Origin of the sequence: Acinetobacter modestus, from assembly GCF_014636095.1 — a bacterium.
In the GTDB taxonomy this organism is placed as follows: Bacteria; Pseudomonadota; Gammaproteobacteria; order Pseudomonadales; family Moraxellaceae; genus Acinetobacter; species Acinetobacter modestus.
The window spans coordinates 482,508-502,999 of sequence record NZ_BMDV01000002.1 but is presented as its reverse complement, the minus strand read 5'-3'; the positions used below and the strand labels follow the sequence as shown (position 1 = coordinate 502,999).

General features: G+C 38.4%; 16 protein-coding genes. 9 read left to right on the top strand and 7 right to left on the bottom strand.

Annotated features, from left to right (window positions below; translation table 11 throughout):
* The first annotated feature begins 7 nt into the window (after nt 1–7).
* Together glnD and dapC are read left to right on the top strand one after the other, a co-directional pair.
* The gene (gene glnD, locus IEV17_RS06465) at nt 8–2,671 is read left to right on the top strand and encodes a [protein-PII] uridylyltransferase (protein ID WP_004661569.1); all 2,664 of its coding nucleotides are present in this window, start codon (nt 8–10) and stop codon (nt 2,669–2,671) included.
* Nucleotides 2,672–2,752: 81 nt separating this feature from the next.
* Nucleotides 2,753–3,922: a succinyldiaminopimelate transaminase gene (gene dapC, locus IEV17_RS06460; RefSeq protein WP_004661568.1), complete on the top strand. Its 1,170-nt coding sequence runs from the start codon at nt 2,753–2,755 to the stop codon at nt 3,920–3,922.
* A gap of 50 nt (nt 3,923–3,972) precedes the next feature.
* Here the strand turns inward: dapC and IEV17_RS06455 are convergent, their stop codons facing one another.
* Entirely contained in the window at nt 3,973–4,593 is a 621-nt protein-coding gene (locus IEV17_RS06455) for a LysE family translocator (protein ID WP_004661567.1), read from the bottom strand.
* Between the two features lie 134 nt (nt 4,594–4,727).
* Here IEV17_RS06455 and IEV17_RS06450 point away from each other — a divergent pair, with 134 nt between their 5' ends.
* The 3 genes from IEV17_RS06450 to IEV17_RS06440 all read left to right on the top strand — a co-directional run bounded on the left by IEV17_RS06450 (nt 4,728) and on the right by IEV17_RS06440 (nt 9,683).
* Nucleotides 4,728–5,180 (top strand): Lrp/AsnC family transcriptional regulator, encoded by a 453-nt coding sequence (locus IEV17_RS06450; RefSeq protein WP_004661566.1) that lies wholly within the window; start codon nt 4,728–4,730, stop codon nt 5,178–5,180.
* Between the two features lie 161 nt (nt 5,181–5,341).
* A complete protein-coding gene (locus IEV17_RS06445) occupies nt 5,342–6,532 on the top strand; it encodes an efflux RND transporter periplasmic adaptor subunit (protein ID WP_004661565.1) in 1,191 nt (396 codons plus the stop codon).
* A gap of 1 nt (nt 6,533) precedes the next feature.
* Entirely contained in the window at nt 6,534–9,683 is a 3,150-nt protein-coding gene (locus tag IEV17_RS06440; RefSeq protein WP_004661564.1) for an efflux RND transporter permease subunit, read from the top strand.
* Between the two features lie 53 nt (nt 9,684–9,736).
* Here the strand turns inward: IEV17_RS06440 and IEV17_RS06435 are convergent, their stop codons facing one another.
* Together IEV17_RS06435 and msrB are read right to left on the bottom strand one after the other, a co-directional pair.
* The gene (locus IEV17_RS06435; protein WP_004661561.1) at nt 9,737–10,225 is read right to left on the bottom strand and encodes a glutathione peroxidase; all 489 of its coding nucleotides are present in this window, start codon (nt 10,223–10,225) and stop codon (nt 9,737–9,739) included.
* Complete coding sequence (msrB, locus tag IEV17_RS06430; protein ID WP_004661560.1) at nt 10,222–10,641, bottom strand: peptide-methionine (R)-S-oxide reductase MsrB; 420 nt, start codon at nt 10,639–10,641, stop codon at nt 10,222–10,224. Before msrB ends, IEV17_RS06435 begins: the two co-directional genes overlap by 4 nt.
* Before the next feature lie 238 nt (nt 10,642–10,879).
* On the opposite strand from msrB, the gene IEV17_RS06425 reads away from it, so the two are divergent.
* Entirely contained in the window at nt 10,880–12,310 is a 1,431-nt protein-coding gene (locus IEV17_RS06425) for a pyridoxal phosphate-dependent aminotransferase (protein ID WP_004661557.1), read from the top strand.
* A gap of 127 nt (nt 12,311–12,437) precedes the next feature.
* Here the strand turns inward: IEV17_RS06425 and IEV17_RS06420 are convergent, their stop codons facing one another.
* From IEV17_RS06420 to IEV17_RS06405, 4 genes are all read right to left on the bottom strand, one after another.
* Nucleotides 12,438–12,827, bottom strand: a complete 390-nt coding sequence (locus tag IEV17_RS06420; protein WP_004661555.1) for a hypothetical protein — start codon at nt 12,825–12,827, stop codon at nt 12,438–12,440.
* 346 nt (nt 12,828–13,173) lie between these two features.
* On the bottom strand, nt 13,174–13,395 hold the full coding sequence (locus tag IEV17_RS06415) for a hypothetical protein (protein ID WP_004661554.1): 222 nt from the start codon (nt 13,393–13,395) through the stop codon (nt 13,174–13,176).
* A 62-nt stretch (nt 13,396–13,457) separates the two neighbouring features.
* Nucleotides 13,458–13,778, bottom strand: coding sequence for a hypothetical protein (locus IEV17_RS06410; RefSeq protein ID WP_034601249.1), 321 nt, complete (start codon nt 13,776–13,778; stop codon nt 13,458–13,460).
* A 333-nt stretch (nt 13,779–14,111) separates the two neighbouring features.
* A complete protein-coding gene (locus IEV17_RS06405; protein ID WP_004661552.1) occupies nt 14,112–15,008 on the bottom strand; it encodes an SEL1-like repeat protein in 897 nt (298 codons plus the stop codon).
* Between the two features lie 215 nt (nt 15,009–15,223).
* On the opposite strand from IEV17_RS06405, the gene dnaE reads away from it, so the two are divergent.
* The 3 genes from dnaE to cysE are packed head-to-tail and all read left to right on the top strand — an operon-like array spanning nt 15,224 to nt 20,448.
* Nucleotides 15,224–18,787, top strand: a complete 3,564-nt coding sequence (gene dnaE / locus IEV17_RS06400; protein ID WP_004661551.1) for a DNA polymerase III subunit alpha — start codon at nt 15,224–15,226, stop codon at nt 18,785–18,787.
* 13 nt (nt 18,788–18,800) lie between these two features.
* A complete protein-coding gene (locus IEV17_RS06395) occupies nt 18,801–19,643 on the top strand; it encodes an RNA methyltransferase (protein WP_004661549.1) in 843 nt (280 codons plus the stop codon).
* Complete coding sequence (gene cysE / locus IEV17_RS06390) at nt 19,636–20,448, top strand: serine O-acetyltransferase (RefSeq protein WP_004661548.1); 813 nt, start codon at nt 19,636–19,638, stop codon at nt 20,446–20,448. Before IEV17_RS06395 ends, cysE begins: the two co-directional genes overlap by 8 nt.
* Nucleotides 20,449–20,492: the final 44 nt, after the last annotated feature.

Below are 20,492 nucleotides of genomic sequence, written 5' to 3'. Positions count from 1 at the left end.
CATTTTCATGATCAATACATCTCCTTTGCTGAACTATGTCACCAATCATCATGATATTAAAGCCATTAATCAATGGCGAACAGATGTAGAAAAGCAATTACAAGAGAGTTATGAAAATGGGCAAGCTATTCGTGAAGTGATTAAGGCTCGTTCCAACTCAATTGATGAGGCCTTAGTCTTTTTATGGAATCATGCTGAATTAAATAAAACTGAATTAGGTTTATTTGCGGTCGGAGGATATGGTCGTCGCGAAATGCTGCCATATTCGGATACTGACATCATGATTTTATCTGAAGATGAAATCAGCGAAGAACAAGAAAAACTGATCTCAACTTTTATTTCATCCTTATGGGATGTTGGTAATTTTAAACCTGGAATTAGCGTTCGTACGATTCAAAACTGTGTTGAACAAGCAGCAAATGATTTAACTGTTGCTTCAACTTTAATCGAGGCACGTTTAATTACAGGCAATGAACAACTGGCTAAATGGCCACGTCGTATTGTCGCCCAAACATGGACAGATAAAACGTTCTATGATGCCAAAATGGCGGAACAGACCAAGCGCTATGCTCAACACAATAATACTGAAAGTAATTTAGAGCCAGATATCAAAAATGCACCTGGCGGTATTCGTGATATTAATCAAATTGGTTGGATTGCCAAACGTCACTTCCGTGTCAATCGTATTTATGATTTAGTTCACTTAGGCTTTATTACTGAATTTGAATTAGGTGTACTGGAAGAAGCTGAAAGTTTCTTATGGGAGATTAGAACCCATTTGCATCGTATCGCTAAACGAGATGAAAACCGTTTATTATTTGAATATCAAAGGGATATAGCAGCAAAATTTGGTTATGTTCGCGAAGAAGGTCAACCTGTGAACTTTGCAGTTGAACAATTCATGAAGCGTTATTATCGAACAGCGCAACAAGTTTCAACGCTGAATGAGATGTTACTTGCTTATTTCAATGAATCAGTCATTACCCCTCGCCTGTCTGATTATGAACGCCAAATTATCGACATTAATGACCGATTTAAAATTGTAGACGGCAAACTCGCTGTTCAGCATCACAAGGTATTTTCTGAAGAGCCGAGTGCAATTTTAGAACTATTCTATCTGTTAGCCAATCGACCAGAAATTACAGGTATTCGTGCTCGTACCTTGCGTCTTCTTGTGCTCGCAGCAAAACGAATTGATCAACGTTTCAGGGACAATCCAGAACATCAAGCATTATTCATGTCAATTATTCGCTCGCCGCACTTATATGACACGATGGTGGCGATGAAACGTTATGGCGTACTAGGGAACTACATTCCTTCGTTTGGACAGATTACAGGATTAATGCAGTACGATCTGTTCCATATCTACACTGTAGATGCGCACACCTTATTATTGCTCAGAAACTTAAGTCGCTTTAAAGAACCTGAATTTGCTAAAGAATTCCCTGTGGTGAGTTCAGTATTCCAACGTATTGCACGTCACGATATTGTCTATATGGCAGCAATTTTCCATGATATTGCGAAAGGTCGTGGCGGTGATCATAGTGAATTAGGGGCATTAGATGCCATCGAGTTCTGTCGCACGCATGGTTTTACTGAACGTGAATGTAAACTTGTAGCATGGTTGATTAACAATCATCTACTCATGTCCCTTACTGCACAGAAAAAAGATATTTCTGATCCAGATGAAGTTAAAGAGTTTGCCGAAAAAGTCGGTGATATGGAACATTTGGACTATCTATACACTTTAACGGTCGCTGATATTAATGCCACGAATCCTAAACTTTGGAATACGTGGCGTGCTTCCCTTATGCGCCAGTTATATACCTATGCGCGAGATGTCATTCGTTCAGGCTTAGGTCGTCCTGTTGACTATCAAATGTTAATTGAAGACACCAAATTTGCTGCCAGTGAATTATTGGTCAATGACTTTTCTCTCGCCGAAGTCGAAAAAGTTTGGCAAGAACTCGGTGATGAATACTTCGTTAAAGAATCAGCCAATGAAATTGCATGGCATACTCAAGCGATTTTACAGCATGGCGATAACCCAGAGCCTTTGGTTTTATTACGCGCACATCGAAATGCTGCGGATGACGCCGTTCAAATCTTTATTTACACCCGTGATCAACCGAACTTATTTGCAACAACGGTTGCTGTCTTAGATCGCATGAATCTTGACGTTCAAGATGCAAGAATTATTACTGCAACTACATCATTTAGTTTAGATACGTATTTAGTTCTTGATCGTTTTGGTACATTACTGACTGATCCAGAGCGTGAACGCAAAGTCAAAGCTGCGCTTGTAGATGCGCTCAGTCATTCAGATCAATATCCAGGGATTATGCAACGCCGTATTCCACGCCATTTACGCCATTTCGATGTGCAAAACACCGTGGATATCGTACTCAACCCTACTTTACAGCAACATATGGTTGAAATCTCAACGCTCGATCAACCGGGTCTCTTAGCTCGGATTGGCGCATTGTTTATGCTACAAGGATTGGATATTCACTCTGCTAGAATTGCAACACTGGGTGAAAGAGCAGAAGATATTTTCTTTGTGACCAAGAAAAACGGTATATTACTCACCCATGAAGAGGTGAAAGCTTTTGCGGAAACGCTTAAAGCAGCTTTAGATGAAGCATCGAATCAAATTTGTAATCCATCTTAAAATCCCCTGAATCCCCCTTGGGTATGATGATTATGTCATATCTTTGGGGACTTATAACGCTTATTTTGGGTAATTGTTTAAATGAACTCCAGCTTGTCTTTATTGCATCCCTATCCTTTTGAAAAGTTAAATCAACTTTTTAAAGATGTGCAACCTGCCAATTTACCATTGATTCCATTATCAATTGGTGAACCAAAACATCCTGCACCAGAGTTCGTTAAACAAGCTATTATTGATAATTTTGCACATTTGTCGACTTATCCTAATAGTAAAGGGCAACCCGAACTGCGCCAAAGTATTGCACAATGGCTTAGTAATCGTTTCAAACTGAATCATATTAGTGCAGAAGAACATATTTTGCCTGTTTCTGGTACACGTGAAGGTATCTTTTCTTTTGTGCAAGCCTTAATTAAACGCGAAGATGCACCGTATATCGTGATGCCAAATCCGTTCTATCAAATTTATGAAGGTGCTGCATTATTGGCAGGTGCAAAGCCTTACTTTATCAACTGCACCGAGGAAAATGGTTATTTAGGCGACTTTGATGCCGTTCCTGCAGAAGTATGGGAAAACACAGCATTATTATTCGTTTGCACACCGGGTAATCCAACAGGTACTGTACTTTCAAAAGAGCAATTCAAAAAGTTGATTGCACTTTCTGATCAATATGGTTTTGTGATTGCTTCTGATGAATGTTATTCAGAGTTATGGTTTGATGAAGCACCGATTGGGCTTTTAGAAGTTTGTGCTGAAATAGGACGTGATGATTATAAAAATTGTATCGTGTTCCATTCCCTTTCTAAACGTTCAAACCTCCCAGGAATGCGTTCTGGATTTGTTGCGGGTGATGCAGCATTATTAAAACCTTATTTGCAATATCGTACCTATCACGGCGCTGCGATGCCTGTTCAACATCAATTGGCTTCGATTGCGGCATGGAATGATGAAGCACATGTAGAAGAAAATCGTCAACAATACCGTGCTAAATTTGATTTATTCCAAACAGAGTTAGGACATTTACTACCTTTACAAAAACCTGATGCAGGTTTTTATTATTGGTTAAAAGTTGATAATGATGAAAATTTTGCGAAAATATTGATGGAAAAAGCCCATATTAAGGTGTTACCAGGTCGCTATTTATCTCGTGATACCGAACAAGGTAATCCGGGCGAAGGACACGTTAGGATGGCACTAGTCGCAGATTTAGCACAGTGTGAAGAAGTGGTAAAACGACTAAAAGCAATTCTTTAATCCATGAAATAGCTGAAGAATCTATGCCAAAGTATAGATTCTTCAGTAGCTCATGAAAGCTGTCCAATCATCAATATGGTGGCAATCAAAATCATTAAGCTCCCCGAAATACGACTGACTATTTTTACAGCCTGAGGTCGTGTACTTAATAATTTCTTCGCTGCGATTCCAACCAAAATATAAACTACAGCACAACTTAGCAAATGAATCATTCCTAACACAATAATTTGTGCTGTTGGGGAAAGTGCGACTTTGGGATGGATAAATGGGGGTAATAAAGCAAAGAACAACAACAGCACTTTAGGGTTTAATCCACTAATCCCCACGCCCTTAATTAGCCATGATTGAGCAGATTCAAGTGACTGATTTTGTTTAGTCTCATTTGAAATCACCGCGGGGCGAATCAATAGACTTATACCCATCCAAAATAAGTAACAAGCACCTGCAATCGTCATGGTACTTAAAAGAATAGGATAATGGTTAAGCAAAGTGCCAACTCCAGCTGCAACACATAAAATAGCCATGAAGTGTCCCAACACTAAGCCCATCACCGCAGTCATAACAAACTGCCCCTTTATGCCAGCTAGAATCGCATAAGCCCAATCTGCACCTGGTGTTAAAACAAATAAAATTGAAACACACCAAAAAGCAAAAATTACACTTAGATCCATATCAGACACCTACTCGTCATCATTATTATTTTTCACCATTTGGTGAAAATAGATTTGAGAGAATAGGCTTTAATGCTTAAAATGTTATTCCAAATGTTTGCTTGTTTTTAAAACTAAAAGGTAGATTATTCCAAATGGATCGCATTGATAAGAAAATTATTGCTGAACTACAAGCAAATGGGCGATTATCTATCACCGAATTGGCTGAAAGAATAGGGTTAAGTCTATCCCCTTGCCATCGCCGAGTGAAAGCTTTAGAAGAATCTGGGGTCATTAAAGGCTATCATGCCGACCTTGAAGCCTCTCAAATTGGCTTTAATTTTGCGGCAATTATTTTTGTGACTTTAAAAGATGGTGATAAGCGGGCTTTGTCTAGCTTTGAAGAAAAGGTCAGTGAAATTGCCAATGTGATTCAAGCACAGCGACTGTTTGGCAATCCTGATTATTTGTTGCATGTAGTGACCAAAGATCTGGCAAGTTTTCAAAAACTTTATGACGACAGTCTGTCTGCTTTACCGAATGTACAGCGCCTTACCTCCACGATTGTAATGAAAAGCGTGGTGACTAATCGCTTACTTCCTTTATAGCAATCTGAAATTATAGCGAGTGATCACTTTATAAGCCGTATCCTATTATATTGTGTTGAAACTCACCCTTTATTAATTTTTTCATCTGTCAGTTTACTATTGACCATCTGTTGAAATCTTCGTCTATACTTAGGTCATCAATATTTGGCGATTATGGAAAGATGGCTTCTCAAACTCCCCAGAAAACTAAGAAAAAAATTTGGTTTATTTTAGCGATCATTGTTGTTTTTTTAATTATTGCAATCATGTTTTGGCAAACAAATAAAGCCAAAAACTCAGCAAATATGGAAAAGCGCAAAGGGGCAAATTCAGCAGAACAAAAAGCAGCCCTGACGGTGACGGTTGTTCAACCTGAACAGCAAAATTGGAAACAAAGCTTTACCGCAAATGGAAACATTGCAGCGTGGCAGGAAGTTGTCATTGGGAGCGAGCTATCAGGTCAACGGCTTACTCGTGTCAATGTGAATGTTGGTGATGAGGTGAAACGCGGTCAAGTTTTAGCTGAAATCAACAGTGAAACAATACGTGCTGACCTCGCAGCAGCTCAGGCAAGTTATGCTGAAGCACAAGCTGTTTTAGCTGATGCGATTACCAATAACAAACGTATTCAACAGCTTAAAAATACGGGTGCAATTTCTGCTCAAGAATCCACGCAATATCAAACCTCACAAGCGACTGCACAAGCTCGTCTTGATGCAGCTAAAGCTCAAATTGAAAGTAATCAATTACGCTTAGCTCAAACTCAAGTGGTTTCACCTGATAATGGTGTTATTTCAGCACGAACTGCCACGGTTGGATCTTTAGCACAAACAGGGCAAGAATTATTCCGTTTGATTCGTGACCATCGACTCGAATGGCGTGCCGAAGTCACTTCTTCTGATTTATATAAACTTAAACAAGGGATGACTGCACGAATCATTTCTCCTGATCCTGCCCAAGCGACGGTTACAGGCAAGGTTCGAATGATAGCACCTGTGATTGACCCACAAACTCGTTATGGTCTGGTTTATGTCGATATTCCAACGACTCAAGCTGTTCGTATGGGAATGTTTGTGAAAGGTGAATTTGATTTAGGTGAGAAACCAGCATTAACCATTCCACAAACAGCATTATTGCTGCGGGATGGTTTTTCTTATGTTTTTATTGTTGATCAAAATAATCGTGTAACACAACAAAAAGTCACTATAGGTCGCCGTCTAGGTGATCGTGTAGAAATCATGGATTTACCAACACAAGTAAAATTGGTTTCCTCTGGAACAGGTTTCTTAACTGATGGAGATTTAGTTACTGTTGCCAAAGACATACCTGATACCCCACTGACCAAACAACTTGTGAATACACAGGAGAAATAAAATGAATTTCTCTGCTTGGTCAATCCGCAATCCAATTCCGGGCATTTTATTATTTATCATGCTCGGTTTGGCAGGATTGTTATGTTTTCACTGGATGAAAATACAACAATTCCCGGACATTGAACTTCCGATGGTCACAGTAACTGCGGCATTACCCGGCGCAGCCCCCCCTCAACTTGAGACCGAAGTTGCACGTAAGATTGAAAACTCCATTGCGACTTTGCAAGGTTTAAGAAATCAATACACCAATATTCAAGATGGTGTTGTTACGGTTACAGCAGAATTTCAACTCGAAAAACCGCTACAAGAAGCGGTTGATGATGTTCGTAATGCTGTATCACAGGTGAGATCCGATTTACCTGCTGATTTGAGAGATCCGATTGTTAGTAAAATCAATTTATCAGGCTCGCCAATTCTCACCTACACCATTCAATCACCGAAAATGGATGAAGAAGCACTGTCATGGTTCGTTGACTATGATATTGCACGTGCCATGTTACAAGTGAAAGGTGTGGGTGCCGTTGCCCGTGTAGGTGGTGTGACTCGTCAAGTTGAAGTTGAACTCGACCCTGAAAAATTACTGGCATTAAATGCAACTGCTACCGATATTACTCGTCAATTACGCTTGATTCAGCAAGATGCCTCAGGCGGTCAAACCAAAATTGGGGGCAGCGAACAATCAATTCGTACTATTGCAACCGTCAAAACGGCTGCAGAGATTGGTGCAATGGATCTTGCGCTCAGTGATGGTCGCCATATTCGCCTTGATCAAGTTGCATCTATTCGTGATGGAATTGCAGAACGACGCTCTGCTGCGCTATTGAATGGTAAACCTGTCATTGGTTTTGAAATTACTCGTAGCAAAGGTGCCAGTGAAGTCGATGTTGAAAAAGGTGTAGCTCAAGCACTAGAAAAACTGAAAGCCTCACATCCTGATATTAAAATTACAGAAGCTTTTAACTTTGTTAAACCAGTTGCCGATAACTATAAAGGTTCGATGTCGCTTCTTTATGAAGGGGCAATTTTAGCAATCTTGGTGGTTTGGCTATTTTTACGTGATTGGCGTGCAACAATTATCGCTGCAACTGCCCTACCACTGTCTATATTACCCGCCCTGATTGGGATGTATTACTTCGGATTTACCCTAAATACAGTGACCTTACTCGCCATGTCATTAGTGGTTGGTATCCTAGTTGATGATGCGATTGTAGAAATTGAAAATATTATTCGGCATTTGCGAATGGGAAAAACCCCGTATGAAGCAGCAATGGAAGCAGCGGATGAAATTGGTCTAGCGGTCATTGCAACCACCTTCACGTTAATTGCAGTATTTTTACCAACAGCGTTTATGAGTGGAATTGCAGGTAAGTTCTTTGTTCAATTCGGTTGGACGGCTGCATTGGCAATTTTTGCTTCTCTATTAGTTGCACGCCTGCTTACACCAATGATGTCTGCTTACATTTTAAAACCATGGATTGGTCAAGTTGAAAAGCAAGATGAAACTTTAGATAAGCAATCAAAACTAGATCATGGTACAACAAAATTAGCTAAAGATCGCGCCAACGATGGACGTGTCATGCGTGGCTATATGCGTTTAGTCACATGGTGTTTAAATCATCGTTGGGTCACTTTATTTGGAGCAATTGCCTTTTTTGTTGGCTCAGTGATGCTAATTCCTTTACTACCTACGGGTTTCGTTCCACCACCAGATACAGGACAGACTCAAGTTCGTTTAGAGCTTGCACCCGGTTCGCAATTTGTTGATACCTTAAAAACAGCAGAATACGCACGCAATCTGATTAAAGATCATCCTGAAATCAAAAGTATATACACAACAATTGGTGGTGGTGCAGCAGGAACAGATCCTTTTTCAGGTGGCGCTTCCAGCGAACCAAGAAAAGCAACATTAACCATTCAGATTACTGGACGTTCTGATCGTAGTGCAAGTTTACAAGAGATTGAAAATCAGATTCGTCAGCGTTTAGCTCCATTGCCGGGTGCTCGAATACAAGTTGGTTTAGCTGGAAATAATAGCCAGTACCAACTTGCTCTTTCAGGTGATGATCCTGAAGCTTTAATGTCTACAGCACGTAAGCTTGAACGAGAATTACGTACTATTCCAAATATTGGGAGTATTACTTCAAGCGCGGCTTTAATTCGCCCTGAACTGGTAATTCGTCCTGATTTTGCGAAAGCTGCAGATTTAGGTGTGACCACCTACGATATTGCTGAAACTTTGCGTATCGCCACGGCTGGCGATTTTGATCAAAACTTGGCTAAATTAAACTTATCTCAACGTCAGGTTCCTGTTGTGATTAAACTGCCTTTGGCTGCTCGCCAAGATCAAGAGTTAATGAAACGCTTAATGATCAAAGGCAGTCACGGTCCTGTTATGTTAGGGACGATTGCAGATGTCAATATTGAAAGTGGACCATCGCAAATTGATCGCTTCAATCGTTTGCGTAATATCAATTTTAATATCGAACTGAATAATCAACCATTAGGTGATATTGCTGCTAAAGTTGACCAACTCCCAACCATGAAAAATCTACCGCCAACGGTTAAACGCACCAATATTGGTGATGCTGAAGTCATGCAAGAGTTATTCTCAAGCTTTGGTTTAGCAATGTTGACAGGTGTATTGTGTATCTACGTTGTTCTTGTTCTTTTATTTAAAGACTTCCTACAACCGATCACTATTCTGGTCGCTCTACCTCTATCACTCGGTGGAGCATTCGTACTATTACTTTTAGCAAAAAGTAGCTTCTCGATGCCAAGTTTGATCGGTTTGATTATGTTAATGGGAATTGCAAGTAAAAACTCGATTCTATTGGTCGATTACGCAATTATCGCGAGAAAGGAAAAAGATTATTCTCGGTTGAATGCGTTGTTGGATGCCTGTCATAAGCGAGCACGCCCAATTATCATGACAACTCTAGCGATGGGTGCAGGTATGTTACCGATTGCGTTGGGTATCGGAACAGATCCGAGTTTCCGTGCACCAATGGCAATTTCTGTTATTGGCGGGTTAATTACCAGTACCTTCTTATCGTTATTGGTTATTCCTGTAGTCTATACGTTCATTGATGATATCAATCGTAAACTACACAGCTTTAGAAAAACAAAGCCCACATCAATTGAACAGGCTTAAGCAATATTCAACAAAAAAGACGGTCAAATGACCGTCTTTTTTGTTGCTCAATATTATTTTTTTGCTAATGCTTTTTCAATATCTGCTTCTAAGGCATCTGGTTTAGTCGTCGGAGCATAACGCCCTAAAACTTCGCCATTACGCCCAACAAGAAACTTGGTAAAGTTCCATTTGATATTGCGACTACCTAAGATGCCTTTCGCTTCACGCGTTAGAAATCGAAAAATAACATGTGCTTCAGGACCTTTTACATCGACCTTTGCAAACATTGGAAAACTTACACCATAATTTCTTTGACAGAATGCGCCAATTTCTTTATTCGTGCCGGGATCCTGACCACCAAATTGGTTACAAGGAAATCCTAATACTTCTAAGCCTTGGGCTTTATATTTTTCATGCAACTTTTCAAGTCCTGCAAATTGTGGTGTAAAACCACACTTACTTGCAGTATTTACAATCAGCATGACCTTGCCTTTATAATCAGCGAGCGCTTTTGTTTCTCCCTCTAACAATTCAGCTTCAAACTGATAAATGTTACTCATGGATAGGTTTCCTCGTCATTCTTTTCTTCTGTTTTAAGTTGTAATGATGCCGAATTCACGCAATAACGCAGTCCTGTCGGCTGTGGGCCATCCTCAAACACATGACCCAAATGTGCATCGCAATCATGGCAGACAATTTCCGTTCTGACCATACCATGCGATAAATCTTCATGTTCTTCTATTGCAATGCCATCAATTGGTCTATAAAAACTTGGCCATCCGCAACCGCTATCGTATTTCGTTTCAGATGAAAAGAGTTCTGCACCACAACATCGGCAGACATAAATACCATGCTGTTTGTTATTCCAATATTGTCCTGTAAATGCTGGTTCTGTGCCTTTCTGACGAGTAATGCGATATTCTTCTGGTGATAGTTCTCTTTGCCATTCCCGGTCTGTTTTATTGACTTTTCCCATAACCTACACCTTTTATTCTGATGTTAAAAATATCTCGATGATCAGGTTTTATATTTACGCCATTCATAACAAAAACTCTAGTCTCATAACGTACAATTTAGTGAAATTTAAGCATTAATTTTTAATAGCAAAAAGATAGCAATTTAAAATTTAAAGGTAAGCAAATTTTAACAAAACTATCTTTCTCGTAAGCAAAGATAGTGTTATTCTTGTTTGGCACGGTTGTATAGGACAAAAAATGTCTCAGAAAAAAAGTGTGGTTTTTCAAAAACTCTTACCAACAATCAAACAATATCAACAATCAGGTTTTACCTATGAAAAAATTGTTGAATTACTTAGAGATCAACATGATCTAGATTTGGTAAGTGTCGAAACCTTTAAAAGTTATTTATACCGATATGCAAAAGTGAATCCAGATATGTCTAAAAATACTGTTACACCCCACTCTGCTCAATCAAGTCGTGAAATTAAGAAATCATCGAAACTTGAGCATGTTTGCTACGACATTCGTGGACCAGTATTACGCGCCGCCAATGAAATGGAGGAGCAAGGACACAAAATCATTAAGCTCAATATCGGCAACCCTGCACCTTTTGGTTTTGAAGCTCCACAAGAAATTATTAATGATGTTGCATTAAACCTACCGAATGCGATTGGTTATACAGACTCCAAAGGGATTTTCCCTGCGCGTAAAGCCATTTGCCAGTATTATCAGCAAAAAGGCGTTTTTGATATGCACGTTAATGATGTGTATGTTGGAAATGGCGTGTCGGAACTGATTGTGATGGCAATGCAAGGTTTATTGAACGACGGCGATGAAATGCTCGTTCCTATGCCTGACTATCCATTATGGACGGCAGCAGTCAATCTGTCTGGCGGTAAAGCTGTTCATTATAAATGTGATGAAGAAAACTATTGGTATCCAGATCTTGCGGATATGGAAAGCAAAATCACAGCAAATACGCGTGGTATTGTTATTATCAATCCAAACAATCCAACAGGTTCTGTTTACCCTCGTCATGTATTGGAGCAAATTGTTGCTTTAGCTAAAAAGCATGACTTAATTTTGTTTGCAGATGAAATCTACGACAAAATTGTTTATGACGGCATTGAGCATGTTGCAGTTGCAGCTTTAGCTGGCGATCAACTTTGCATTTCATTTAATGGTTTATCAAAAGCCTATCGTATTGCTGGTTATCGTGCAGGTTGGATGGCGATCACAGGTGATAAATCACGTGCTGCAGACTATATTGAAGGTTTAGACATGCTTGCTTCAATGCGTTTGTGTGCAAATCATCAAGCACAATATGCAATTCAAACTGCACTCGGTGGTTATCAGTCTATCAATGATTTAATTCGTCCAGGCGGTCGTCTGTATGAACAGCGTAATATTGCATGGGAAATGTTAAATGAGATTCCTGGTGTAAGTTGTGTTAAGCCTGACGGAGCAATGTACTGTTTCCCAAAACTTGATCCTGAGATTTATCCAGTTGAAGATGATGAAAAACTGATGTTAGATCTATTAAAAGCTGAAAAAGTTTTATTGGTTCAAGGCACAGGTTTTAATTGGCCAACACCAGATCATTTCCGTGTAGTGTTCTTACCTGCTGAAAATGAGCTACGTGAAGCAATTAATCGTTTAAGCCGTTTCTTGGCAAAGATGCGTTAAGCAAAATTAGTAATAAAAAAGGAAGCAAATCGCTTCCTTTTTTAAGAGACATAATCAAGTTAATGGCTTAGAGTAATTTAATTAGAATTTACTATATTAACCACTATTTAGCTAGTTTACTTAAAATTTAACAAGGATAAAAATATAAACTATTTTCATCTTTACAGATAGTTTGACCAACTTTAATATTAAGACTCGAACTTAGATAAATAGTTAACATTTTCATATTATCACCCTTATCATAATATACAAACAAATATGTTGGATTGATCTTCAACATATTATCAACATCACCTATAACCATAATATCATATGCATATATTTCTCTATCCTCTATAAAATTTATTTCTTTTACCTTTCCTTTTATCTTAGCCTTGGAGAAATATTTAACTCCTAGTAAATTTCGTTGCTCAGACTCTCTTTTGGCTGATTCTGAAAATTTATTCAAATAACATGAAGCAATAATGCATACTATACTAAATAGTACCAACCCTATTTTAATAAATTTAATATTCACTTAACTATCCTTGTAAAATTTTATTTAATTAAATATCACAATTCTATCTATAATTTTAATCCGCTTTAACCATTAACTTCATTCATCTCTTATATTTAATTAATAAATAATATTATTAAAATTTATCATTGAATAGGAATTTCTTTTGGATGATCTAATATAGAATTATCTATTACAGAAATAAGTTTATCATCTTTAGAAAAGATAAGCATCATCGATAATTCATCGACAACCAGCTTGTTCATCTTATTGGGTTGGCGAGAAAAAATATAACTCATAATTAAGTGATGAGATGAAGATTTAAGACTCTTATTTGGTGCTATAAAATATGTATCAGGTTGATAACCTATTTTTTAACAACTGTAGAGCTACTGTCTCCAGATCTTAAAGTTGATATTTTTTTTATAACTTTCTTCATTTTTATCGTATTTATAGGAATTATAGTATCGTCAATATTCTGAGTTGCTGATAAAGGATATGAAGTAGCTAAAAAATCTTTTTTAAAGTCTATTCCATAACAAAAAGAACTTACCAAACATAGAAGTAAAATTTCTATAAAAATTAACATTTAAACTCCTCTCCTCCATTTAGCTTAAAATCCAATATTAATATAGGTGAAAAATAAAAAATCTAGCAACTTATTATTCTAGCAATTTTATTTTCATCTATATAAAAACAAGATATAGCAGAAAATGGGCCTAGTGTCATTGAACCATCTATTGACACAGTATATATAGTATCAACGTTTAAGTTGTGTGCTTTTCTATTTTCTGAAAAACCTTTTGGTAGAAATCCATATTTAAATTCATCTATCTTTTGTCCATCACTTGTTATGCTCCATACATTTTCCACCAAGCCCAAATTATTTCTTTTCTCAGTAGTTACATCAATCTGATAGATTTTAAATAAACTTAAAAAACTTTCATTCCTTGGAATAACTTTAAAAAACACCCCTTGGTTTAAATTTCCATAAACATTTATTTCACCAACATAACTACATGAACTAATTAGAATAGCAGCTACAAAAATAAGGAAATTCTAATATATTTCATTTTCTGTTCACCTCCCTAGAATAATATTTTGAATTTTCCCATAATAAACCTCTCTAGCTGCATCTCCTTGCTGCTCCAAATTATATGCTCGAAATGCTTTTCTGGTATATATGAAAATTTATTCTACTCAAGTGTCTTAATAGACTGAATAATTTATCAATTTTTTCATTTCTAGATAAATATAAAAGCAAAGAGTCACCTATACTTCTTTGCTTTTATAACATTTTAAAAATTAATTTTTCTCAGTTTGCAACTCATCCCACTGCGCTTCATACTCTTTCGACTTCTTTAAATTCTTAGCTAAGCCAAAACCGCCATTTTCATATAAACGCGCCAAATCCAACAATGCTTCATTTTCACCCTGCTCTACCGCAAGCGCATAATATTCTGCAGCTTTTTTATAATTTTTTTCAACACCCTTACCTTCTTCATAAACATAAGCAATATTAGACGAACCTAAGCCATTTTCGGCTTTAGAGGCTAACGTAAACAGACGTAAAGCTTCTTTATAATCTTGCTTTAAGCCTGCTTTGCCTTCCAAATAGAAAATACCAAGATTGTTAATTGCTGAAGATTCATCTTGCTTTACAGCTAACTGATAGTAATGTAATGCTTTTTTAAGGTCCTGAGCGACTTCATCATTCCCATCACTATATAAATGACCTAATTCAGCTTGTGCAAGATCCAATCCCGCATCAGCAGATTTTGTCATCCATTCCAACCCCTTTTTAGTATTAATACTAACGCCATCATCACCATAGAGGTATAAAAAACCTAAATAATACTGCGCGTATAATTGCCCTTTTTGTGCCGCCTGTGTATACCACTTTAACGCTGTGGGATTATCTTCTTCAGTCCCTTCGCCATAATCATACATATACCCTACGGAAAAAATTGCATCAGCATTTCCCTTTGCAGCCGCCTTTTTGAACCACTCTAATGCTTTACCAAAATCTTGATCGACATCATTTCCATAATAATAAGCATCTCCAAGATTATTTTGGGCAATCGCATCACCACTTTTTGCTTGTTGAACGAGTTCTTGACTAAAAGATACATCCTCAGCTTGAGCTAAAGAAATTGCGCTCATACTTAATAATATTGAAAATACGATATTCTTTAATTTCATTCTTGAACCTGCTTTGGTACATTTTTATGCAGATACATTCTAGCGGTTAAACAACTTAAGTAAATGTATATTTATATTTCCATATAAATCAAAAGTTAATTTTTATTAATTTATAAAAAGCACAACACAAATAGACAGTTTGCCAAAATATTAAGCATGCCATTTTCGGTTTGCATGCTAAACTATGCATTGCTTTGAAAAAGGATAGTCCTTCTATGCGGTTTGTTCATCTCGGTATCCATACAGAATTTTCGATTACGGAATCGATTGTTCGCATACCTGATTTGGTCAAAGCTGCCGTTAAAGATGACATGCCTGCGCTTGCATTAACAGACTTATCCAACTTGCACGCTGCGGTGAAATTTTATGAAGCTTGTTTAAAAAAAGGCATTAAACCTGTTTTAGGCAGTGTAATTCGACTGAATGACGCAGAGCATCGCGCAACCTTATTAGCTATGAGCAGTAAAGGTTGGCGAAATCTAACCGAAATCGTATCTCGGGGCTTTATTGAAGGACAACAACTTAGTATCCCATGCGTACAAAAAGAATGGATACTTGAACAATCAGAAGATTTAATTGTATTGCTTGGACAGCATAGTGATGTTGGCAAAATGCTTTGTTCATCCAATCCACAAAAAGCAGAACCTTTATTAGAAGCATGGATTGAAAAGTTTGGTAATCGTGTTTATTTAGCATTAACACGTACTGAACGTGTTGGTGAAGAAGATTTTATTCAACAAGCCGTTAAACTCGCTGCTAAATATCAAATTGGTGTCGTTGCACATAATGATGTTCACTTTGTTGAACAAGATGATTTTGAAGCACATGAAGCACGTGTGTGTATTGCCGATGGTTATGTACTTGGCGACGATAAACGTCCTAAAAATTATAGTTCTGAACAGTATTTTAAAACTGGTGAGCAAATGTCTGAACTATTTTCAGACATCCCAAGTGCAATTGAAAATACTTATCAGATTGCCAAACGTTGTAATGTTGCCTTACAGCTCGGTACTTATTTCTTACCTGATTTCCCGATCCCAGATGGTTATACCATCGACACCTATTTCGAACATTTATCTCGTACAGGTTTAGAGGAACGCTTAAATCACCTTTACCCTATTGCTGAACGTGATAAAGATTGGGCTGAAATTCGTAAACCTTATGATGATCGTATCAAGTACGAAGTTGATATTATTTTAAAAATGGGTTTCCCGGGTTACTTCCTGATTGTCATGGACTTTATTCAATGGGCCAAAAATAATGGTGTGCCAGTAGGTCCTGGTCGTGGTTCTGGTGCTGGTTCATTAGTTGCCTACAGTTTAAAAATTACCGATCTTGATCCATTACGTTATGATTTGCTTTTCGAACGTTTCTTAAACCCTGAACGTGTCTCAATGCCCGATTTTGACGTCGATTTCTGTATTGCAGGTCGTGACCGAGTGATCGAATATGTCGCACAAAACTACGGTCGTGAAGCCGTTTCACAGATTGCGACTTTTGGTACGATGGCTGCAAAAGGTGCAATCCGAGATGTTGCACGAGTTCTAGGCAAATCTTACGGTCTGGCTGACCGTATTTCCAAAATGATTCCAACCAAGCCGCTTGGCGTTGATCTAGTCACTGCGATTGATATGGAACCACAGCTCAAAGACATCGTGACCAACCCATCAAATCCTGATAATGATGATGCTGCTGAAATTTGGGAAATGGCACTTAAGCTCGAAGGCATTACACGAAATACCGGGAAACACGCAGGTGGTGTAGTCATTGCACCTGGAAAAATTACCGATTATTCAGCGGTACTGTGTGAAGCAGATGGAACAAGTCGTGTTGCTCAATACGATAAAGATGATGTTGAAGCTGCAGGTCTGGTTAAATTTGACTTCTTAGGTTTGCGTAACCTCACAGTTATTGAAGATGCAGTTCAAAATATTAATAAAAGAATCAAATCTGAAATTCCTCTCGAAATTGCAAATGTTCCATTAGATGACAAGGACGCTTATTTAGTCTTTGCGGACGCAAATACAACTGCGGTGTTCCAGTTTGAATCCGTTGGCATGAAAAAAATGCTCAAGGAAGCAAGACCGAGTAAATTTGAAGAAATTATTGCCTTCGTTTCTTTATACCGTCCTGGTCCAATGGATCTAATTCCAGACTTTATCCATCGTATGCATGGTGGTGAGTTCGAATATTTACATCCATTGCTTGAAGGTGTATTGGAACCTACCTATGGGATTATGGTTTACCAAGAACAGGTGATGCAGGCAGCACAGTTCTGCGCAGGCTATACGCTTGGTGGTGCAGATTTACTTCGCCGTGCCATGGGTAAAAAGAAACCTGAAGAAATGGTTAAACAGCGCCAAATCTTTATTGAAGGTGCTGCAAAAAAAGAGATTGATGAAGCAACAGCAAACCATATCTTCGACTATATGGAAAAGTTCGCAGGTTATGGATTTAACAAATCACATGCCGCAGCCTATGCCCTTGTTGCCTATCACACTGCATGGCTAAAAGCACATTATCCATCAGAATTTATGGCAGCGGTTTTATCATCAGAAATGCAGAATACTGACAGTATCGTATTCTTAATTGATGACTGCCGTAATAATAAATTAGAAGTGCTACCGCCTTCCGTAAATATGTCTTTGTATCATTTCCATGCCAGTGATGAGAAAACTATTGTTTATGGTCTCGGTGCAATTAAAGGTGTCGGCGAACAAGCGATGCAATCAGTCATCGACTCACGTATTAATGAAGGTCCATACAAGGATTTATTCGATTTCTGTCATCGAATCGACCTGAAAAAGATCAATAAGCGTACCTTAGAAGCCTTAATTCGTGCGGGTGCGTTGGATTGTTTAGGTATTGAACGCTCAAGCTTAATGGCTCAATTACCTGAAGCTGTTCAAGCGGCTGAACAAGCACGAAGTAACCGCGAAACGGGTATCATGGATTTATTTGGTGAAGTGGAAGAGGTTCAACGCAAACCTGCTAAACCTGTGAAACCGTGGTCAGACGAAGTTCGTCTCAAAGGTGAAAAAGATACGCTTGGATTGTATCTCACTGGTCATCCGATTGATGTCTATCGTCCAGAATTAAAATCGTTTATTCCAGCAAAATTAAATGAACTAACACCTACTCGTCGTGGTGTCACGACCGTCTTTGCTGGTTTAGTCGTTGATATTGCCAACTTCCCGAACCGTATCATGATTACACTAGATGATGGCACTGCTCGTGTTGAAATCAGCTGCAATCATGAACGTTTTCAACGTTATAAAGAAATCGTTCGTCTAGAACAAGTAATTGTTATCGAAGGCGAAATCTACGAACGTGAAGACTTTGACCGCCCAATGGCACGTTTAAGTAAAGCGTTTAATTTAAATGAAATCCGCCAAAAGCGTGCCCAAAGTATTCAAATTCGTCTTCCTCAAGATTTAATGACCAAATCTTTAGCCAAAGATCTACAGGCAATTTTATTACCTTATTGCAATGTCGATATGTGTCAGCATATTGCTTTACAAATCCAACTTGAACAAAGCTTTGCGACAGCAGAGTTGCATCTAGGTCCGCAATGGAAAGTCGCACCTTTAGATGAATTGCTAGGCAAGCTACGTGATTATTTTGGTAAGGACGCGATTTTTATTGAATATCAAGTGAAGTCAAAAGCTGCAAAGGTAGCAGAAGCACCTAAAGTAACGACAGTTGCACCACCACCCGAAAACATGTCTATGGATGAAGCGCTTGATCTGTATCAAGCTGAAATCTCTCAATACTCTTAATTTTGGATGATATATGAATCTGTTTGACTCAAATAACGTGTCCAAACACTTGGATCATGTGCGCATTGTTATGGTCAATACTACCCTACCAGCCAATATTGGTAGTGCCTTACGCGCAATGAAAACTATGGGTTTATCTCAACTCGTTTTAGTTGCGCCTAAAACCTATCCACACCCTGATATTGATGCTTTAGCCGCGGGTGCACAGGATTTAGTTGAAAAAATTGAGATCGTTGATACTTTAGAGCAAGCTATTCAAGACTGTCATCTCGTGTTTGGAACTAGCGCACGTAGCCGTACCATTCCATGGCCGTTACTGGACGTACGTCCTGCAGCAAAAGAAGCATTACAAGCCGCAACTCAACAACAAAATATCGCTATTGTTTTTGGTCGTGAAGACCGTGGTCTCACCAATGAAGAACTTGCTTTAGCCAATTATCACTTAACCATCCCAGTTAATCCTGAGTATGGTGTTTTAAATGTCGCACAAGCGATTCAAGTCATCTGTTATGAGTTGAGAATGGCTGCACTCGAACAAAATACGCAACAAACGACTGTTGTTCCAGATGATCACATGCAACTTAAACAACAACAGAGCATGGAATGGGATGAGCCATTAGTAACACAAAAACAAATGGAAGAATTCTATCCTCATCTAGAAAAAATGCTGACTGAAATCGAATTTTTAGATCCAAATAATCCTCGTTTACTTCCATTACGCTTGCGTCGATTATTCGGAAGGATACAATTAGATCGTATGGAATATCATTTATTGCGCGGAATTTTCAGCCGCGTGCAGGCTTTAGCCAAAGGCTCATGGAAACAAACCAATTCGGAGGATCATGCCAATGATTAAACAGCTTAAAGAAGATATCGAGGCTGTATTTGCACGTGATCCTGCTGCTCGAAATACACTCGAAGTTCTAACTACCTATCCAGGTATTCATGCTTTGATCATGCATCGTATGGCACATGAGCTTTGGAAAAAAGAGTACAAAGGTACAGCACGTTTACTCTCATCATTTAGCCGCTTTGCAACAGGAGTTGAAATCCATCCTGGCGCAAAAATTGGTAAACGCTTTTTTATCGATCATGGCATGGGTGTTGTCATTGGTGAAACAGCTGAAATTGGTGATGATGTCACGCTTTATCATGGCGTGACTCTAGGTGGCACAACATGGAATAAAGGAAAACGTCACCCGACACTCGAGGATGGGGTCGTTGTTGGGGCTGGAGCAAAGATTCTAGGACCATTTACCGTACATAAAGGTGCTAAAGTTGGCTCAAATGCAGTCATCACCAAAGAGGTTCCTGAGGGTGTAACGGCTGTTGGCAACCCTGCACGCTATATATTTAAAGACAAGAATCAGATTGAACCAGATGAAGTAAGTCGTCGTGATTATGCTGAAAGTATTGGTTTCCAACCCTATGCAACCACGCAAGACCAATCTGATCCAATCTTAGAAGGGATTCGAGTTTTATTGGATCGTATGCAAAAAAATGAAAAGCGTATGAATATCTTATGTCAGCGACTCTCAGAATTAGATCCGACTTTTAAACCACAAACTTCAAAAAATCAGCCATTAAGTAAAGAAGAACTTAAAATTATTGAAGAAGTTAGACGTGAGTGTGAAGCTCAGAACAAAACTTCTTCGATCTAATCCAATTTATAAAAAATGTAACAAGCTTCTCATTGCAAGTTGGT